Annotated in this window: 14 protein-coding genes and 3 tRNA genes; 8 read left to right on the forward strand and 9 right to left on the reverse strand. The window is 46.9% G+C overall.

The features are described from left to right. Window positions 1-55 precede the first annotated feature (55 nt). The 4 genes from DW033_RS01260 (at window position 56) to nrfA (ending at window position 1935) form a co-directional block, all read left to right on the forward strand. Window positions 56-132 (forward strand) — tRNA-Arg (locus DW033_RS01260). Between the two features lie 27 nt (window positions 133-159). Then, window positions 160-233 (forward strand) — tRNA-Arg (locus DW033_RS01265). Between the two features lie 28 nt (window positions 234-261). Continuing rightward, a tRNA-Arg gene (locus tag DW033_RS01270) sits at window positions 262-335 on the forward strand. Between the two features lie 139 nt (window positions 336-474). Further along, on the forward strand, window positions 475-1935 hold the full coding sequence (gene nrfA / locus DW033_RS01275) for an ammonia-forming cytochrome c nitrite reductase (protein WP_005862965.1): 1461 nt from the start codon (window positions 475-477) through the stop codon (window positions 1933-1935). On the opposite strand, the gene DW033_RS01280 is transcribed toward nrfA, so the two are convergent. Beyond that, window positions 1932-4247 (reverse strand): sensor histidine kinase, encoded by a 2316-nt coding sequence (locus DW033_RS01280; RefSeq protein WP_048928234.1) that lies wholly within the window; start codon window positions 4245-4247, stop codon window positions 1932-1934. The genes nrfA and DW033_RS01280 overlap by 4 nt on opposite strands. A 100-nt stretch (window positions 4248-4347) precedes the next feature. Here DW033_RS01280 and DW033_RS01285 point away from each other — a divergent pair, with 100 nt between their 5' ends. Together DW033_RS01285 and pgk are read left to right on the forward strand one after the other, a co-directional pair. Next, window positions 4348-4809, forward strand: a complete 462-nt coding sequence (locus tag DW033_RS01285) for a hypothetical protein (protein ID WP_008772406.1) — start codon at window positions 4348-4350, stop codon at window positions 4807-4809. A 97-nt stretch (window positions 4810-4906) separates the two neighbouring features. Next, on the forward strand, window positions 4907-6178 hold the full coding sequence (gene pgk, locus DW033_RS01290) for a phosphoglycerate kinase (protein WP_005862970.1): 1272 nt from the start codon (window positions 4907-4909) through the stop codon (window positions 6176-6178). Window positions 6179-6269: 91 nt separating this feature from the next. Here the strand turns inward: pgk and pulA are convergent, their stop codons facing one another. Together pulA and dnaB are read right to left on the reverse strand one after the other, a co-directional pair. Next, window positions 6270-8267 (reverse strand): type I pullulanase, encoded by a 1998-nt coding sequence (gene pulA, locus DW033_RS01295; RefSeq protein ID WP_122382311.1) that lies wholly within the window; start codon window positions 8265-8267, stop codon window positions 6270-6272. 129 nt (window positions 8268-8396) lie between these two features. Then, window positions 8397-9914 carry a replicative DNA helicase gene (gene dnaB, locus DW033_RS01300; RefSeq protein WP_008772408.1) on the reverse strand — a complete coding sequence of 506 codons (1518 nt, stop codon included), beginning with the start codon at window positions 9912-9914 and terminating at the stop codon, window positions 8397-8399. A gap of 90 nt (window positions 9915-10004) precedes the next feature. On the opposite strand from dnaB, the gene DW033_RS01305 reads away from it, so the two are divergent. Both DW033_RS01305 and DW033_RS01310 read left to right on the forward strand, forming a co-directional pair. Beyond that, a complete protein-coding gene (locus DW033_RS01305) occupies window positions 10005-11192 on the forward strand; it encodes an immunoglobulin-like domain-containing protein (RefSeq protein WP_122382312.1) in 1188 nt (395 codons plus the stop codon). Between the two features lie 325 nt (window positions 11193-11517). Continuing rightward, window positions 11518-12444: a magnesium transporter CorA family protein gene (locus DW033_RS01310; protein ID WP_008772410.1), complete on the forward strand. Its 927-nt coding sequence runs from the start codon at window positions 11518-11520 to the stop codon at window positions 12442-12444. 93 nt (window positions 12445-12537) lie between these two features. On the opposite strand, the gene DW033_RS01315 is transcribed toward DW033_RS01310, so the two are convergent. The 6 genes from DW033_RS01315 to infC form a co-directional block, all read right to left on the reverse strand. Further along, window positions 12538-14781 (reverse strand): GH92 family glycosyl hydrolase, encoded by a 2244-nt coding sequence (locus tag DW033_RS01315; protein WP_008772411.1) that lies wholly within the window; start codon window positions 14779-14781, stop codon window positions 12538-12540. Between the two features lie 40 nt (window positions 14782-14821). Continuing rightward, on the reverse strand, window positions 14822-16999 hold the full coding sequence (locus tag DW033_RS01320; protein WP_122382313.1) for a family 20 glycosylhydrolase: 2178 nt from the start codon (window positions 16997-16999) through the stop codon (window positions 14822-14824). 127 nt (window positions 17000-17126) lie between these two features. After that, the gene (locus DW033_RS01325) at window positions 17127-17372 is read right to left on the reverse strand and encodes an RNA-binding protein (protein ID WP_005862983.1); all 246 of its coding nucleotides are present in this window, start codon (window positions 17370-17372) and stop codon (window positions 17127-17129) included. A 604-nt stretch (window positions 17373-17976) separates the two neighbouring features. Continuing rightward, window positions 17977-18321: a 50S ribosomal protein L20 gene (gene rplT / locus DW033_RS01335; protein ID WP_005857682.1), complete on the reverse strand. Its 345-nt coding sequence runs from the start codon at window positions 18319-18321 to the stop codon at window positions 17977-17979. Between the two features lie 106 nt (window positions 18322-18427). Next, entirely contained in the window at window positions 18428-18625 is a 198-nt protein-coding gene (gene rpmI, locus DW033_RS01340) for a 50S ribosomal protein L35 (protein ID WP_005857684.1), read from the reverse strand. A 54-nt stretch (window positions 18626-18679) separates the two neighbouring features. After that, a complete protein-coding gene (infC, locus tag DW033_RS01345; RefSeq protein ID WP_008779711.1) occupies window positions 18680-19306 on the reverse strand; it encodes a translation initiation factor IF-3 in 627 nt (208 codons plus the stop codon). Between the last annotated feature and the right edge of the window lie 29 nt (window positions 19307-19335).

The following is a 19335-nucleotide window of genomic DNA, read 5'->3' on the forward strand; positions in this document are numbered from 1 at the left end:
ACGTTTGCATATTTAAAACAAAAACGTACCTTTGCACTCGCAATCACGAAACAATGGCCGCGTAGCTCAACTGAATAGAGTAGCTGACTACGGATCAGCCGGTTACAGGTTTGAATCCTGTCGCGGTCACCATTCGAAGATAGCAATAGAATATATCTTGGCTCCTTAGCTCAACTGAATAGAGCATCTGACTACGGATCAGAAGGTTAAAGGTTTGAATCCTTTAGGAGTCACTTGAATATTCAAATTCATTTACAGATTGGCTCGCTAGCTCAACTGAATAGAGCATCTGACTACGGATCAGAAGGTTATAGGTTTGAATCCTATGCGAGTCACTTGAGAATCCTTATTTCATTCAGCGTCTTCGGAAGCAATGAAATAAGGATTTTTTCAATTTCTACCGGTCGTATCATTATTATTCATATATTCGCAGTTAATACAAAGAATATTTTATTTAAGATAAAAGGTAAACACTTGAAAGCACACTATAAAACTTCTATAGCCATAAGTCTAATCGTCATTATCGTATTAGTGATCTTACGTACCACTGTTACCGGACAAGATAGCATCAAATTCATCGACGATACCGATGATCAGCCAATAGATCAACAAAACAGCGACTCTATAGACCTTCGTTATTCCAATGAGTACCAAAGTTGGAAACAAACCTCGGACACGACTTTCCGCAGTTTGTTTAATGGGAACCAACAAGCTGATATCTTGGCCGAACATCCCGTAATGGTGGTATTATGGGCAGGATACGCTTTCTCCAAAGATTATCTAAGTCCCAGAGGGCATATGTATTCCATAGAAGATCTATACAAAAGCCTGCGGACCGGCTCTCCCATGACCCCGACGAGTGGCCCCCAGCCTGCCGCATGCTGGGCATGTAAAAGTCCGGACATACCCCGCTTATTAACGACCACCGATGCCAAGACCTTATATAAGAAGAAATGGGCGGAGCTAGGCAACGAGATCGTAAATCCAATCGGATGCGCAGACTGCCATGAACCGCAAAGCATGGGATTGCGCGTGACCCGCTCATTCTTGAAAAGTGCCTATAAGCGCAACGGATTACGTATAGAGGACGCAACCGAGCAAGAGATGCGATCTCTAGTATGCGCCCAATGCCACGCCGAATATTATTTCCAAGGAGAAGATCGTATACTAACCTTACCTTGGGATCAAGGTTATACGGTAGAAAATATAGAAGCCTATTACGACAGCATAAACTTCACCGATTTCACCCATAAATTAAGCCGGGCACATTTGATAAAGGCGCAACATCCGGATTTCGAGTTATTCCAGATGGGCATTCACGGGCAAAGAGGCGTTTCCTGCGGAGAATGCCATATGCCTGCTGTCGGGGAAGATGAGAACCGGTACAACAACCATCATATCAAAAGCCCGTTGGCGATGATAGACCGTACTTGCCAAGCCTGCCACCGGGAAAGTGAGGAGACCTTACGCAAGGATGTTTATGAACGGCAAAACAAAGTCTACGCCATACGCATGCGTGTAGAGGAAGAATTGACAAAAGCCCATATAGAAGCGAAATTCGCTTGGGACAAAGGCGCTACGGAATCTCAAATGAAAAACGTATTAAAACTGCTCCGGCAGGCACAATGGCGTTGGGACTTCGCCGTGGCCTCACACGGGGCGGCTTTCCACGCGCCCCAAGAAGTCACACGTATCTTGGGCAGCGGACTCGATAAGGCTACCCAAGCCCGCATCCAGATCATGAAGGTCTTAGCGCAGCTAGGCTATACCCAAGATGTTCCGATGCCGGATATCTCCACAAAAGCGAAAGCCCAGCAATATATCGGCCTCGATATGGAAGCCGAGCAACAGGCCAAACAAAAGTTTTTAGAAACCGTCATCCCCCAATGGCAGGAAGAAGCGAGAGCCAATAAACGATTCATCGAAGGTAATTAAGTTCTTTCCTCCAGCTCCAATCCCGGGGTATAAGGTAGCGAGATCGTAAACTTACTACCTACGCCAACCTCGGATTCCAACGATATGCTTCCATGAAACGTATGAACGATACTCTGGCAGATCGCTAACCCCAAGCCTGTACCTTGAGCAAACTCATCCAGTTTCTGGAAACGCTCGAATACCTTTTCCTTTTTATCATCAGGAATGCCCTTACCCGTATCTTTCACGGAAATAAGGATCGATTTTCCATCTGCGCTAAGTTCGTATCCGATCTCGATATATCCCTTAGCGGTAAACTTCACCGCATTATTAATGAAATTGGTACAAACCTGCGTCAACCGGAAATGATCCGAACGGATGATAAGAGGTTCATGGGGAACCCTTATCTTTAACTCCACTCCCTCCGGCATCATCAATTGATGCGTATGGAAGATATCTCCCATCAGTTTACTCAGATCGAGGTTCTCATAAGAGAAAGACATGCTACCGGATTCTATGCGTGATAGATCCAAGATATCGTTGATCAGCTTAAGCAACAGGTCACTGTTTTTGGTAATCAGATCTATAAACTCCGCCTTTTCCTCCGGTTCCAAAGGCATATCCGAATTGAGCAATTGGGAGAAGCCTACGATCGCATTCAGAGGCGTACGTATCTCATGGCTCATATTCGCCAGAAAGACTAATTTCATCCGATCGGATTCCTCCGCTTTCCGGCGGGCGGCTATAAGGCTATTCTCCGTGTCTTTTATCCGCTGGATATTCAAGCATAAGCCACTTACCTCAACAGCTTCGTCATCGGAAACCGAATCTTTCTCATTCTTATTTTGGGCATAGCGAAATTCCCACCACTCATACCCCTTCTTATTAAAGTTACAACGACGTTGCGTCACTTTCCGGGAAAGAAAGCCACTATCCAGCAGATTCCGGTCTCGAAGGAAATTATCCAGTTCTTCAGGATGTATAGCATCCTGAAACTCCTCGATTTTCATCGGCACACAGGGCATACCTAAGTAATGGTAGAATCTATTATCAAACTCGAATACCCCTTTGCTATACCGAAAAGCGAAAATGTTGCCGCTATCCAACGCAAAAGAAAGAAAAGTCTTCTCCCTTTTTAACTTCTCCTGCGCATCCTTCTTATGTAAAGCCTCCTGTATATATCGCTTTCTTTGGTAACTAAAAAGCAGAAGCAACATCACCACCAGAATAAAGCCGGCAGCCCATATATAATATTTATATTGAACGACAAACGGCATATTCGCGATAATAGCTCCTTCCGGCAATTTACTACTATCAATGCTCCATCGTTCTAACACACCGTAATCAAAAACATAAGCCTTGTTACTCTCTTCGATTTGCGGAAAATCGGACGGGGGCGTTCCTTTCAAGATAGAGACGACCCGGTTTACAGCTGCCTCTACCTCATCCTTAAAGACAGTTACATACCCGCCAACTACGCCATTCTGATTTCCGATCAACTCATTGATCACGGAGAAACATGGAAAGGCGCTGAGCCGCCCCAACGAGATTGTCATATAATCCCTCTTGGTTGCCAGATACGCTTTATTATAATAATTCTCGCCGAATCCCTTAATCAGGGCATTCGCCGATTTCGTACTGAGTGTGCTTATATACATCGTATCCGGCTTTATCTTAGGTATATCCGATATCGAAATCCCGTTCTTTCCGGATAAACGTACCCGATCCAAGGAATATATATTGTTCACGGCACAAATATCCTGAATCTGCGCATTCATGTCCGCCAGCATCATATTATCCTGAAAGGTATCGTCCGAGACTCTTATGACGATGCAATTACCAACAAGCCGCCGTATCAATTCTATATTCCTCTTATAATCCGGTTTATCATAAAAGCCCATCATATTCGGATATTTCCGGATGATCGGGATATTGGGATAACTAACCCCCATAAACACGACCGGGATCGATTTAGCGAGGGGATGCCTGCTACTTATCAAAGCGTTCAAGGCTTGATCGTCATTGACCAGAATAATATCCGGGTTCCATGTCGATAACTCATTCAGTTTCTTGAATAATTTCTGTCGCTGTTGCTTCTCCGAATATTGCTCACAATCCAAATAAAAAGAATAGACACTCGCATGTATCCCCTTCTTCCGCAAATCACTCGACATGATTTCCTTCATCTTCTCATAGGCGGGAAAATGTTTTTCGTAAGATTGAATCACGAGTATACGCTTCTCCTCCGATAAGTCTGTAGAGGATTTACATGATATACAGGTAACAAAGAGAAATATGATGGATATTATTCCAAATAAGCGCTTAGCTGGCATATCGTTCCTTTAAGGTGTTTTCTATGACTTTACAAAACTAAAGATTTATTTCGTACATTTGAGCATATTTTTCACGAAATACAATCAAAACATCAAATATATGAAACAAGAAATCCAACTGAACGAACACAACAAGCAAGAGTATCCTCCTATGCACACGGCGGAACATATCTTAAACCAGACAATGGTACGGATGTTCGGATGTCCCAGATCCAAGAACGCACACATAGAGAGGAAGAAGTCTAAATGCGATTATCTATTGGCGGAAGAGCCCAGTGCGGAGGTCATGGCCGAGGTTGAGAAGAAGATAAACGAGGTGATCGACCGGCACCTGCCCGTAACCATCGAGTTCATGCCGAAAGAAGAGGCCGGAGATATCGTGGATTTAAGTAAATTGCCCGACGATGCCAGCGATACATTACGTATCGTACGCATAGGCGATTACGATGCCTGCGCATGTATCGGATCGCACGTGGCGAATACATCCGAGATCGGACATTTCAAGCTGTTGAATTACGACTATGCCGACGGGAGATTACGGCTACGTTTCAAATTGGTATAAAATTTAAAGCAAGCGCAAACGGTCAAATAAAAATATTTTATGTAAGTTTGCAAGCGATTAAAGGAACATTTTAATACAGACATTAAATACAATAGTTATGCAAACAATTGACAATTTCAATTTTGCCGGCAAAAAGGCATTTGTAAGAGTTGACTTTAACGTTCCATTGGACGAAAACTTCAACATCACCGACGACACTCGTATGCGTGCCGCTCTTCCTACATTAAAGAAGATCTTAGCGGATGGTGGTAGCGTAATTATCGGTTCTCACCTAGGTCGTCCGAAAGGCGCTACTGATAAGTTCTCCTTAAAGCACATATTGAAGCACCTTTCTGAGTTGTTAGGCGTAGATGTTCAGTTTGCAAACGACTGTATTGGCGAAGAAGCCGGCGCTAAGGCTGCCGCTTTGCAACCGGGCGAAGCTTTGTTGCTTGAGAACCTTCGTTTCTACGCTGAGGAAGAAGGCAAACCAAGAGGTTTGGCTGAAGACGCTTCTGACGAGGAGAAGAAGGCTGCCAAGAAAGCCGTTAAAGAAAGCCAGAAAGAGTTCACGAAGAGATTGGCCTCTTACGCTGACTGCTATGTAAACGACGCGTTCGGTACCGCTCACCGTGCTCACGCTTCTACGGCTTTGATCGCTGACTACTTCGATACGGACAACAAGATGTTCGGTTATTTGATGGAAAAAGAAGTGAAGGCTGTCGATAAGGTTATGAACGACATCCAACGTCCGTTCACCGCTATCATGGGTGGTTCTAAGGTTTCCTCCAAGATCGAGATCATCGAGAACTTGTTGAACAAGGTAGACAACTTGATCATCACGGGTGGTATGACTTATACTTTCACGAAAGCGCAAGGCGGTAAGATCGGTAAGTCTATCTGCGAGGACGATAAGCTGGATCTTGCTCTTGATTTGATCAAGAAAGCGAAAGAAAAAGGCGTAAACTTGGTATTGGCTGTTGACGCTAAGATCGCTGACGATTTCAGCAACGACGCTAAGACTGATTTCGCTCCGGTAGATCAGATTCCTGATGGTTGGGAAGGTCTTGACATAGGTCCGAAGACCGAGGCTATCTACGCTGACGTTATCAAGAACTCTAAGACGATCCTTTGGAACGGTCCTACGGGTGTATTCGAGTTCGAGAACTTTACGCACGGATCTCGCACGGTTGGCGAGGCTATCGTTGAGGCTACGAAGAACGGCGCATTCTCTTTAGTAGGTGGTGGCGACTCTGTTGCTTGCGTTAACAAATTCGGTTTGGCTAACGGCGTATCTTACGTTTCTACAGGTGGTGGCGCTCTTCTTGAGGCTATAGAAGGTAAGGTTCTTCCGGGTATCGCAGCTGTAAAAGGCGAGGCTTACAAATAATCAGATAAGTAAGTGATTTAATAAAAAATCCCCCGGGACGCTCGGTATTCATCGAGATGTCCCGGGGGATTTTCTTTGATTTAGTTCCGTATTAATCTTGTTTCAAGATCAAGGCGGAAGAGGCGCTTACGGTAGTTTTACCCTGTACGGAACCTTTACCGTCCAGATAAATCCGACCGTCTTTACAAACCGGAATCCATGTTCCTTCCGGCAGAGAAACCGTTACCGCCTTCCGGTTCCCGTTAAAGATAACCATAATCTTCTTCCAACTATCCCCGTTCGCATGTTCCCCTAAGGTATACGCTACGACACCGGGCTGGTTCACTTCTTGGAATTGAAGGGCCTCCCTCACTCCCTCGGCCGTGGCGATACGGAAAGCCGGGTGCGACTTACGAAGGGCGATCAAATCCTTGTAATAGTTGAAAATATCCTTGTTTTTTGCCTTCAAAGACCAGTCGATCTCATTGATTGAATCGGGCGATTGATAGCTGTTATGTACGCCTTTCTTATCGTGCAGCAACTCCTCTCCTGCCCGCATGAAGGGTACTCCTTGCGAGGTGAAGATGATGGTCTGGGCCAACTTGCCGAATCGTATCAACTCATCCGGGGTAGCGTCTTTCGGGGCCGAGAGCTTCAACTTATCCATCAAACAAAGATCATCGTGGCAAGAGACATAGTTGATCACTTGCGTAGGCTTGTTCGCATAAGGCGCTTTGCAATATAATATTTGGTTATAGTCGATTTGCGGATGGCGGATAGCGCCTACAATACCGAACTTAATAGACTCCTCGTTACCTTCCGGCTTTCCGGAGGCGAAACCGGCCTGTGTAGTCTCGAATACGCTTCCTTTTAAAGCATCCCGCAGGTCATCGCTAAATACGGCCACATCATTCAGTTTCGGGGCGTTTACCTTGATCGCCCTCTGATCCTCCGGTAGCGGGGAATCGCTGGCGGTCCAGCCCTCGCCGTATACGAAGATGGAAGGATCTAGTTTAGCTAACTCGGCTTTTACCTCGTTCATGGTCTCTACGTCATGGATGCCCATCAAGTCGAAACGGAAACCATCCACATGGTATTCCTCGGCCCAATATTTCACGGACTCCACGATATAGCGGCGTACCATCGCCCGCTCCGAAGCGGTCTCATTACCACAGCCGGAGGCATCCGAATAGCTTCCGTCCGGTTTATGACGGTAGAAGTAACCGGGGACGGTCAAGCTGAAATTCGACCCATCCCCCACGAAGGTATGATTGTAAACCACGTCCATGATCACACGGATACCATTCCGGTGCAATCCCCGCACCATCTCCTTGAACTCACGGATACGAGCCTCGGGATTGTAAGGATCGGTGGAATAGCTCCCCTCGGGGGCGTTATAGTTCTTGGGATCATACCCCCAATTGTACACATTATCTTGCAAGCGGGTCTCGTCCACCGAGCCATAATCATAGGAAGGAAGGATATGGACATGGGTAACGCCCAACTCCTTCAGATGATCCACGCCGGTAGCCACGCCGCCCGGACCTTTCGTGCCGTTCTCCGCCAAGGCGAGAAACTTACCTTTATGCGTCACGCCGGAGTTCGCGGCGATCGAGAAATCCCGATGATGCATCTCGTAGATGATAATATCGGAGAAGCTTTTCAACTCGGGAGATTTATCCGCCTCCCAGCCCTCCGGATCGGTAGCCGCCCAATCGATCACGGCCGCACGGTTTCCATTCACCCCGACGGCTTTCGCCCAGATACCGGGAGTCTCATCCAGCCATTTATCGCCGATACGGATCTGGAAGGTATAGAAGGAACCTTTCAGATCCTCGCTCACGGAGATACGCCACGTACCCTTGTCCGAGGATTTCATCGGCAACTGGCGGATAGGCTCCCCTCCCTCACCGGAGGCGTAAAGATTCAAGCGGGCTTCTTCCGCTGTCGGGGCCCAAAGGGTGAACACGGATCTCGTGGGGGAATAGAACAACTCCAGATCGTCTCCCTCATAGGAAGGGTATTCATCAAAGGATTTGTATTCTTTCGGTGAGTTGCAGCTAAGCAACAGCGACAGGTATATAGATACCGGAACTAAGTGTCTCGTCATGGCTGATTCAGTAATTTGTTTTCAATCACAAAGATAGAAGTTTCGAATCGGATTCGCCAACGAAACAGAAAAGAAGAGGCGAAAAATCTACCGCAAACGTTTTCGCCTCTTTCGCTCATTCATGCTATATTAGAACGGAACCTCGTTACTGCTACCTTGACTCAAGAAGTCAGCTCCCGCCGATGGGATCGGGGGCATCGGGTCTCCACCGTTCATGGTCGAGGAGAATTCCCTTACCGCTATATCTTCCTCTACGTTCATAAACTTGGCGAACTCGCTCTTAAAGCGCAGCCGGACATCCCCCACGGCACCGTTACGATGCTTGGCGATAATGATCTCGGCGAGGCCGATCAGGGAATTTCCCCGCTCGTCTTCCGTAATCTTATAATATTCGGGACGGTGGATGAAACATACCATATCAGCATCCTGCTCGATAGCTCCGGACTCACGCAAGTCGGCTAGCTGCGGACGCTTACCTTCCACGCCTTGACGGGCTTCCACACCACGGTTCAACTGCGACAAGGCGATGATCGGGATATTCAATTCCTTGGCCAATCCCTTCAACGAGCGGGAGATCGTACTCACCTCCTGCTCACGGCTACCGAAGTTCATACCGCTAGCGTTCATCAACTGAAGGTAGTCGATAATGATACATTTAATGCCATGCTCGCGCACCAAGCGACGGGCTTTCGTTCGCAGCTCGAAGACGGACAAGCTCGGGGTATCGTCCACGAAGATCGGGGCGTCGTAAAGCTCCTTGATCTTAAAGTCCAACTGTTCCCACTCGTAGCTCTCCAAGCGTCCGCTCTTGATCTTCTCGCCCGGTATCTCGCAGACATTCACGATCAGACGGTTTACCAACTGTACGTTACTCATCTCGAGCGAGAACAGGGCGACAGGCGTATTGAAATTCACCGCCATATTCTTCGCCATGGAAAGCACGAAAGCCGTCTTACCCATGGCCGGACGGGCGGCGATAATGATAAGGTCGGAATTCTGCCAACCGGAAGTCATCTTATCCAAGCCCTCGAAGCCCGTGCGCAATCCGCTCAGACCTTCCTTCTGGAGAGCCGCCTTTTGCAACATCTCCATAGCGTCCTTGATGACGGGGTTGATCTGGGTGACATCCTTCTTTACGTTACGTTGAGAGATCTCGAACAACTTACCCTCCGCCTCTTGCATCAAGTCCTCTACATCGAGCGTCTCATCAAATGCCTTTCCTTGGATCATCGCCGTGAAAGAGATCAACTCCCTCGCCAGATATTTCTGGGCAATGATCCGGGCGTGATACTCGATATGGGCGCTACTGGCCACCTTGCTGGTAAGTTGAGAGATATAAAACGGTCCGCCTACATCCTCCAATTCTCCCCGTTTCTTCAATTGCTCCGTTACGGTAAGCATATCCACGGGACGCTGGCTCAACGCCAAGTCTACGATAGCGGCATAAATCTTCTCATGCGCTTTCTCATAGAAACACTCCGGCTTCAAGATCTCGCTGACGATCGAGTACGCATCTTTCTCCAGCATCAACGCACCCAACACAGCCTCCTCCAACTCACGGGCCTGTGGCTGAAGACGCCCCATATCGGGGAGCATCTCCACAGGCTTTTTCCTTCCTCTTCCTGTATTTCTTGTTCCTTCTGCCATCATTCTTTCTATTTGGGGAGTCAAAGGTAATATCTTTTACCCATTTCTGAAAAAGATTCTTTATATTTAGGAATTAAAACCTGTCGAATCATGAAAGCGTATTTTATCGGATTAGTTATCATGGGAGGTTGCCTATTATACGGCTGCCATACCAAACAAAAGAAAGGGGAAAACAGTAGCGACTACTCAGCCGACTCCCAATCCATAGCACGGCAAGATACCCTACCGTTACCGATTGATACCCATGCCGCATCTTCAGTTTCCACGGAAGGATGGACCGCCAAGCAGATACGGGACAGCATAGAATTGTTCTTCGGCAAGGAATACGATACCCTTCCCCCGCATCTCCGGAAGATCCGCAGAAACATGGCCTCCCTCTGGAACACGGACGACTCCGTCTTCCTACAGCTTATCATAGTGGAAGCTCCGTATGTAAAAGCATTTAAGACGTACGTATTCGACTCGCCCCTCATCCGGATCGGCGGAGGCCCTTACGACCGGTCGCCCGAGGAATCTCTTTGCGAGGACACCACCCACTTCTCCATGCGAGTAAGCCCGAATGTCTACCCAACCAACATCGAACGGATCGAGATCGCCATCACCAACCATACCGACCTAGAAGGGATGGGAGGCGAAAGTTATTTCATCGAGCATTTCGACGGGAAGGCATGGAAAGGGGTCCCGCAACCCAACTTTTTTGTTGATATCGGCTATCCGATCTTTCCAAACGAGACAAGAGACGATTTCTCGGCCACCTTACTGCCTGAGCTCAAGGAAAATCCACCGGGATTGTACCGGGTGCATAAGACCGTCATCACCGGACAGGGCGCCGGCATCGTCCATTATCCTTTGGCCGCCACGTTCTACCTATCCGATAACCCGGAAGATTATGAGGAATACACACGCTTCGCCAGCCGGCTCCACGAGCCTCGCCCCATGGCCGAGTTCAAGGGAGGAAGAGAAGCCATGACCCGTTTCTTCGAACAGAACCTGCGTTATCCCGAATCTTATAAAGGTACGGGCACGAAGGTACGACTCTTCTACTCCTTCACGATCGATTCCTTAGGTATGTTACAGAATCCCGTAAGCCTACCCGAGAATATACTGTATCCTCGCGATACGGGGAAAACCTACGGTGAGTTCCGCGATGAAGCCTTACGGGTACTCCGGTTGATGCCCGCATGGGAACCCGCCGTAAGCCGTATCCATGGTCCGGCCAGCATAGATACCGGGCTCTTCTTCTACTTCAACGAAGAGGGGAAATGCGGGATTGAATAGACGGCCAGTACTGCCTAAGAAGTATTGGAGTACTTCTTAGACAGTACTCGGGTACTTCCATGAAAGTACTCCAGTACTATTACCAGAAGTATCGCAATACTCTCAGAGAAGTAAGCCTATGCTAACGTAAACTGGCAACAATATTGCTGTCAGCATACAGCGACATAACTTTACTTACGTAAAAAAGTATTATCTTTGCACCCGTAAAAAGTAATTTTCAAATTATGGACGACAGTATCCCGCTAGAAACAGAACAGAGTATGAACTAACGAGGCGGAGGGTTTCATTGATCCTCTGCTCGGATTAAACACGAAAGGAGGCAATAATGAGACAATTTCTTTATTGTGAGGCCGGTTATGTGGAGAAGAACCAATGGCTTCCTAACAGTTGGGTAAACGTAGAGTGCCCGACTCCCGAAGATCTTCAATTCTTGATGGATCGATTTAACGTACCCGAATCATTCTTGAGCGATATAGCCGATACGGACGAGCGTCCCCGTATCGAGTACGAGGGGAATTGGTTGCTTACCATCTTACGTATCCCGTTGCAGAACCAAGATCATGACATCCCGTTCAATACGGTGCCGATCGGTATCATCACGAACAATGAGATCATCGTAAGCGTATGTTACCATAAGACGGACTTGATCCCCGATTTCATCCGTTATACCCAACGGAAGGAACTCCAGATTAAAAACAAGTATGAGTTGATCCTCCGGCTGATCCACTCATCGGCCGTATGGTTCCTTAAATACCTGAAACAAATCAATTACGCCGTCACCGAGGCGGAAAAGGCGTTGGAGAAAAGCATCCGCAACGAGGATCTGCTAGCGTTGATGAAGCTGGAGAAGAGCATGGTATTCTTCAACACCTCCATCCGCGGGAATGAGGTGATGCTGGCCAAGCTCCAGAATATTTTCCAAGAGCCGCAATATATCGACAAGGATTTAGTGGAGGACGTGGAGATCGAGTTGAAACAGGCCCATAACACGGTAAATATCTATAGCGATATTCTTACGGGTACGATGGACGCTTTCGCCTCTATCATCTCCAACAACGTAAACACGATCATGAAACGTATGACATCACTTTCCATTATCTTAATGGTTCCGACATTAATCGCTAGCTTCTACGGGATGAACGTCCCGATCTACATGGAGGATATGCCGCATGGTTTCGTGGTTATCATCTTGCTCTCGATCTTGCTATCCGCTACGGCCTTTTTTATATTCAGGAAGATCAAATGGTTTTAGGATATCAAAAAATAAACCGGACGCAGATCACCCGTGCTTGTCGGTGTCATCTGCGTCCGGTAAATATCAAATTCGGTATATCTTTATCTTGGCTTACTTATGCGTATCCTCGAGGATATAACGCAAGGTTCCGGCATTTACCAAGTCCTCTTGCGAGATGGTGTAGCCCTTTAGCTTTTTATCGCCGGCGAAAACGTCCTTGATGTAGATCGCTTCCGGATTACTATGCTTAGACTCGATTACCAATTCGCCTTTAGGATAGAATTTCTTGTCGAGCTGGATCGTAACCTTATCGAAAGTCGGGGAAGTCAATACATAGTTCACGTCGCCCGGACAAGCCGGATAGAAGCCCATCATGGAGAAAATAGCCCAAGCGGACATAGTGCCTGTATCCTCGTTACCCGGGACACCGTTCGGGGCGTTATGATAGCAATCCTTCAACAACTGACGGACCAACTTCTGAGTACGCCAAGCCTCTCCCTTGAAATAACTAAACAAATAAGGATAAGCGATATCCGGCTCGTTGGCGGGATCATAATTGCCGTCATCGAATACCTTCTGCAAATGATCGACAAATTTCTTATCGCCTCCCATCAATTTGGCCAGTCCCTTGATATCGTGAGGAACATAAAACGTATAATTCCATGCGTTGCCTTCATGGAAACCGGGACTAGGCTCGAAGTTCTCGCCTTGTTTCGGATCGAACGGAGAGTAGAAAGTGCCGTCCGGCAAGATAGGACGCAGCGTTCCGAACTCCTTGCTATAATAATGTTTGTAACCTAAAGAACGGTCACGGAATAACTTGGCATCCTCTTTCTTACCCAAGGCTTGAGCGAAATTAGCCAAGTTCCAGTCGGCGATATAATATTCCAGCGCATGAGATACGGAGTTATCGTATTGCTCACGCAAAGGAACATAGCCCTTGCTGAAATAATCGTTCGCGTCCGGACGAAGCAGGTTGAACTCTCCCGGGGTAGTAGCGCCTTTACGCATCGCCTCATAAGCGGTTTGCTCATCAAAGTCACGCAAGCCGCGCATCCATGCGTCTACGATATACGGGATCGAGGGATCGCCCTCCATCGTAAAGGTCTCACGTCCGTAAAGCTCCCATTTCGGTAACCAACCGTTTTCCCGGTACATATCCAGCATCGTACGGATAATATCTAATTGACGCTCCGGATAGAGCAAGGTCATCAGGGTACTTACGTTGCGGTACGTATCCCACAGGGAGAAGACCGTATAACGGTTTCCGGTGGTATGGCCTACTTTCAGGCTCTCCATCATCGGGTACTCGCCGTTCACGTCTTGCAGGATATTCGGATGGATCAGCAAATGATACATACCGGTATAGAATATCGTTTTCTCGTCTTTCGTACCTCCTTCCACTTGTACCTTGGAAAGATCCTTGTTCCACATCGTGCTAGCCGCCGTACGGACCTTGTCGAAATCGAAGCCGGGCTGCTCCGTATTCATGTTCAGGCGGGCGTTCTCGATGCTCACGTACGAGATACCCATCTTCACCTCGATAGCCTCGCCCTCGTCCGTATCGTAATCGAACCATACGCCGACATCGTCTCCGCTCATCTCACGGGTATAACTGGTATATAACTTATACTTGCCGGAGTAGATATCCCATTCGGCCTCTACCCCCTTCATCTCACGTTGTTTCTTCCAATAACCCATCTTCTTCGGGGCCTTGTTTACCTTCATCACGAAGTAAACCGGGAATACGGCCTGTGGATTATAGCAGAACGTACCTAAAAGCTTACTCCCCTCGATCTCCGTATCATTCACGATACGTACCGTAGCGCCGGTCTCGTTCGTCAAGCCCTCGCCTAGGTTCAAGAGGATATGGCTCTCCCCTTTCGGGAAGGTAAAACGGCTCAAGCCCGTACGCATGCTGGCAGTAGCCTCCGCCTTGATATTATACTTGGTCAAGGTATTGCTATAATAACCGGGGTGAGCCACCTCGTCCTTGTACTCACTGCCGTAAGCCTTATAGTCCACGTTCAACTCGCCCGTCGTCGGCATCAATAGCAAACCTCCCAGCTCCGGGCATCCCACGCCGCTCAAGCTACCGTGGGCGAATCCCGTAAAGAATTTATTGTCTGCCGAGTAAGGAGTAGACCACCATTGACTATCCTTGTCAAAACGGTTCTTCTCCGACCCCATGACGTTGAAAGGAACCACGCTCATCATACCCTGCGGACAAACCGCGCCGGGATTCGTCGTACCGTAATTGCTCGTACCGATGAAGGGGTTCACATAATCTACCGGTTGCTGCGCCGTAGCGAACAGACTGCCACACAACAGGAAGGTCATTAGCTGTTTCTTCATTTGATAAATGTATTTTAGTTGATAATTAATTGATTCATACTTACCAGATCACGATCTCATCCGTGAAGATGAAACCCTTATTTGCCTCTTTTGCCTTGATACGGATATAACGGGCTTTCCAATCGCCGTTAAACGTATATTCCTGAAAAGACAGGTCTTTATCCGTATTGGATATCGTAGTAGGGATAACTCCCTGCGAGATATAGCTCTCCCCGTCTTCCGATGTCAGCAACTCCACCTCTCCCGGTTGGTACACGCCCGGGCCGATCAATTGCATAAAGCGGGACGATACCTTATGGATATCCGTCACCTCGCCCATGTCCACCACGCAATCCAAGTCATTCAAATAACCCTGCCAACGACCGTCCAGATAAGTCAAGCCTCCCCTGTAGCCGTCCAGCAAGGCGTTCATGCCACCCGCCATATAACCGCTATACAGCTTACTATTATAATGTATAGGCTTATTGATACCCCGGTGATAATCCACCTTCTTCTCGGTAGGCGTTCCTTGAAGCTGCCCGTCACGGAAGATAGCGGCCTTGATATCAGCGGAGTCTTTCACCACGATCGAGCCGTTATAGACCCGGGAAGAGGCGGCGGGAATAGAGCCGTCTGTCGTGTAACGTATCTCCGCCGGATATTTCTCCGCATCCAACATGACCTTGATCTCTCGCCGCAAGGTATCTACCTCCATCGTGGTCTCGATCTCGTCTGAGAGCGTGAACGTATTGATACCCATCCGTTGCAGAACCGGGATATTCGCGTTCATACGAGGCTTAAAATCCTCCCAACTACGATCCTCTTGCGGAGTCCATCCGATCTCGGCGACCGCCAAGGCACGAGGGAACATCATATACTCCAGATGCTTCTCATCCTTGATATACTCCGTCCATGTATTCGCCTGTACCCCTAGGATATGCTTACTTTCCTCGGCAGTCAACGAATCCACAGGCACTGGATTATAACTGTACGCCCGCTTGATCGGCGTATAACCGCCGATGGCATACGGCTGTGTCTTCGGATCGGCTTGATAGAAATCGAAATACATATAACCACCCGGTGTCATGACCACGTCGTGTCCCATGCGAGCGGACTTGATTCCCCCTTCCTCGCCCCGCCAAGACATGACGGTAGCCTCCGGAGCCAAACCCCCTTCCAGAATCTCATCCCAACCGATCAATTTGCGGCCTTTGGAAATCAGGAATTCCTCGGCACGATGAATCATATAGCTCTGCAACTCATCCACGTCCTTCATCCCATTCCGGCGCATCAAGCCTTGACATTTCGGGCAGGTCTTCCAAGCTCCCTTCCCGGCCTCGTCTCCCCCGATATGGATATATTCGGAAGGGAACAACTCGATCACCTCGGACAATACATCCTCCATGAACGTAAACGATTTCTCGTTGCCGATGCAGAAATCACCCGTCGTATAAGGTTTACCGGCACAACTCAACTCCGGGTACGCCACGAACACCTCGTCCGAATGCCCCGGGAATTCGATTTCCGGTATTATATTAATATGCCGGGCCGTAGCGTAATCCACGATCTCACGGATATCTTCTTTCGTAAAATAACCGCCATATGCCCCCGGAGTTCCTTCCGGCAGATACTTGCGATCCTTTCCATCCCACCATTTCTGCCAATCGGATTCCGTACGGAAAGCCACGTCCGTAGTCAGTTTCGGGTATTTATCCATCTGGATACGCCAACCACCGGCATCCGTCAAATGCATATGAAGCGTATTCAATTTATAATAAGACATGACGTTCAATAACTTCATCACCTCCTCTTTCGGGAAGAAATGACGGGAGACATCCAGATGCAAGCCACGATACGGGAAACGGGGATTATCTTGGATCGATACGCAAGGAATCCCTTTCGACGTATACAGCTGGCGCAACGTTTGTTCCCCGTAAAACAATCCGGATTTAGAGGCGGCTCTCAACTCGATCCCCTTCTTGGTCACATTCAACGCATATCCCTCCGGATTTCCGCCATTGAAAGACTCATCGACCACGTAACGGATCGTACCCGATTGATCATTCCCGAATACGAGATTACTATCTACTTTGAAATAACCGCCAGTCACCTCGATATGGGCCGGCTTAGGGATTAAATTCACCTGCGGAACCTCCTTGGGAGCACAGGAAAAAAGTAGCGAGGAACAAGCGAGAGCAAGTCCGGTTACTTTCATGCAAGACCGTTTTGGCAACGTCATAATACTTATTTTTTAGTTGTGTTATTCTTGGTGTGTAAATATACAACAATAATAGACAATATCAAAAAAGCGGAAAGACTATCGTCTCCCCGCTTCAGAGTTATTTTAAGATGTATATCTTCTAAAATTAACGTCTAGGAATTGCTTCTTTTACAACCATCTGACGACCTTCGTACTCAGCTTGGTTTAATTCCTCGATAGCTTTTTGAGCCTCGTCTACGTTAGGCATTTCAGCGAAAGCAAAACCCTTAGAACGTCTAGTATCACGATCAACAATTAACTTTACTGAATCAACAACACCATACTCTTCTAATACTTGTTGCAAATCAGACTCTCTTACTCGATAACTCAAGTTTCCAATGTAAATATTCATACGAAAAAAATTAAAAATAAATTAATAATAAAACAAGTGATGTTAGTGAAGATCGATTTCTAGAAGAATATATTATCATTACTGAGAATAGAAACTCGAAGATAAAGAGCAAGACAAACTATCTTTTGTTTGTTGGTACAAAGGAAAGCATTCTTTTTGGATTACCAACTATAAAACCTAATTTATTTTCAAAATAATTCACTTTATCCTCAGAAGACTACTTATATGAGCTAACGAGACTACCTGCGTGAACCGCATAAAAAAGAAGAGAATCTAATTAAAGATCCTCTTCCCTATTTGAAAAAGCCGCACTGTAGATGTGAACAAACTCCGTATGACAGGATTTGAGTGCTTTGCCACCTTTGTAATCCGCCGTGCTAAGCATACCCCGAAGGGCGCGGCCCGCCATTGGCGACAAGAGCTATGTCTCGGAATTAAAATAAACTGATGAGTTTCCCAATCGAACAAGTGCGGCTTAACTCATTCCCTGTTTATCTTTTTCTTGTTACAAAGATATGTAATCGTATCGACATAACCAAACAAAAACAACAAAAAAAGAGCCTCCTTTTCGGGGAGGCTCTTTATTAACTATATAGCAAAAATCTTATTTTACTTTAGCTACGATAGCCTTGAATGCTTCCGGATGGTTAACGGCCAAGTCTGCCAAAACCTTACGGTTGATCTCGATACCGGCAGCGTGCAAAGCACCCATTAGGCGAGAGTAAGACAAACCTTCCATACGAGCGGCAGCGTTGATACGCTGAATCCACAAAGCACGGAAATTACGTTTCTTGTTACGACGGTCGCGGAAAGCATAAGTCAAACCTTTTTCCCATGTATTCTTCGCTACGGTCCAAACGTTCTTACGTGCACCATAATAACCACGGGTTAGTTTTAAAATCCGTTTTCTTTTTGCTCTTGAAGCAACATGATTTACTGATCTAGGCATAATTCTAATCTGTTTTGAATGTTAGCGTCATCTCTTAGGATGAACTTGATTGCTAAATGCATTCGGTTAATAAAAATCGTTATAAAACTCGCTTAATGAATAAAGATTACTTCATGCAAAGCATCTGCTTTACGTTGCTTACGTCAACACTAGCTACCAAACCCGTGTGAGTAAGATTTCTCTTTTGCTTCTTAGTCTTCTTTGTTAAGATATGACTCTTAAAAGCGTGTTTTCTTTTGATCTTTCCTGATCCGGTAAGGGCGAACCTCTTTTTGGCACCGGAATTAGTCTTCATCTTAGGCATTTTCCAATTATTTTTAATTATTAAACTTAACCTCCCTTCTATCAGGGACGGATTTTATTCTTCTGTTTTCTTATCACCCTCGCTTTTAGGCTTAGGTGTCGTGATCACTTTCTTTACAACTTTCGGAGCTGCGGCCGCAGCCGGGGCTGAGCCAGTGCCCGCTTTCTTCGGAGTAAGCATGATAATCATACGTTTTCCCTCCAATACCGGCAACTGCTCTACTTTTCCATAATCCTCCAAATCGTTGGCAAAACGAAGCAGCAGGACTTCTCCCTGTTCCTTGAAAAGGATAGAACGGCCTTTAAAGAACACGTAGGCTTTGACCTTCGAACCTTCCTCCAAAAATCCCTTAGCGTGCTTCAATTTAAAATTGTAATCATGATCATCAGTCTGAGGCCCGAAACGAATCTCCTTCACGACCACTTTCACAGATTTCGCTTTTTGCTCTTTCTGACGCTTTTTTTGCTGATAGAGGAATTTCTGGTAGTCGATTACTCTACAAACGGGGGGCGCAGCATTTGGTGAAATCTCGACTAGATCCATCCCCTGCTCTTCCGCTATTTTCAGCGCTTGAGCGATCGGATAAACACCCGTCTCAATATTGTCACCTACTAAACGAACTTCACGAACACGAATACGTTCGTTGATTCTATACTGTTCTTTCAGATTGTCATTCTTCATTCAAAAAGATTTATTCTCCTCGTTATTAG

Origin of the sequence: Parabacteroides sp. AF39-10AC (assembly GCF_003635405.1) — a bacterium.
GTDB classification, from domain to species: Bacteria; Bacteroidota; Bacteroidia; order Bacteroidales; family Tannerellaceae; genus Parabacteroides; species Parabacteroides distasonis.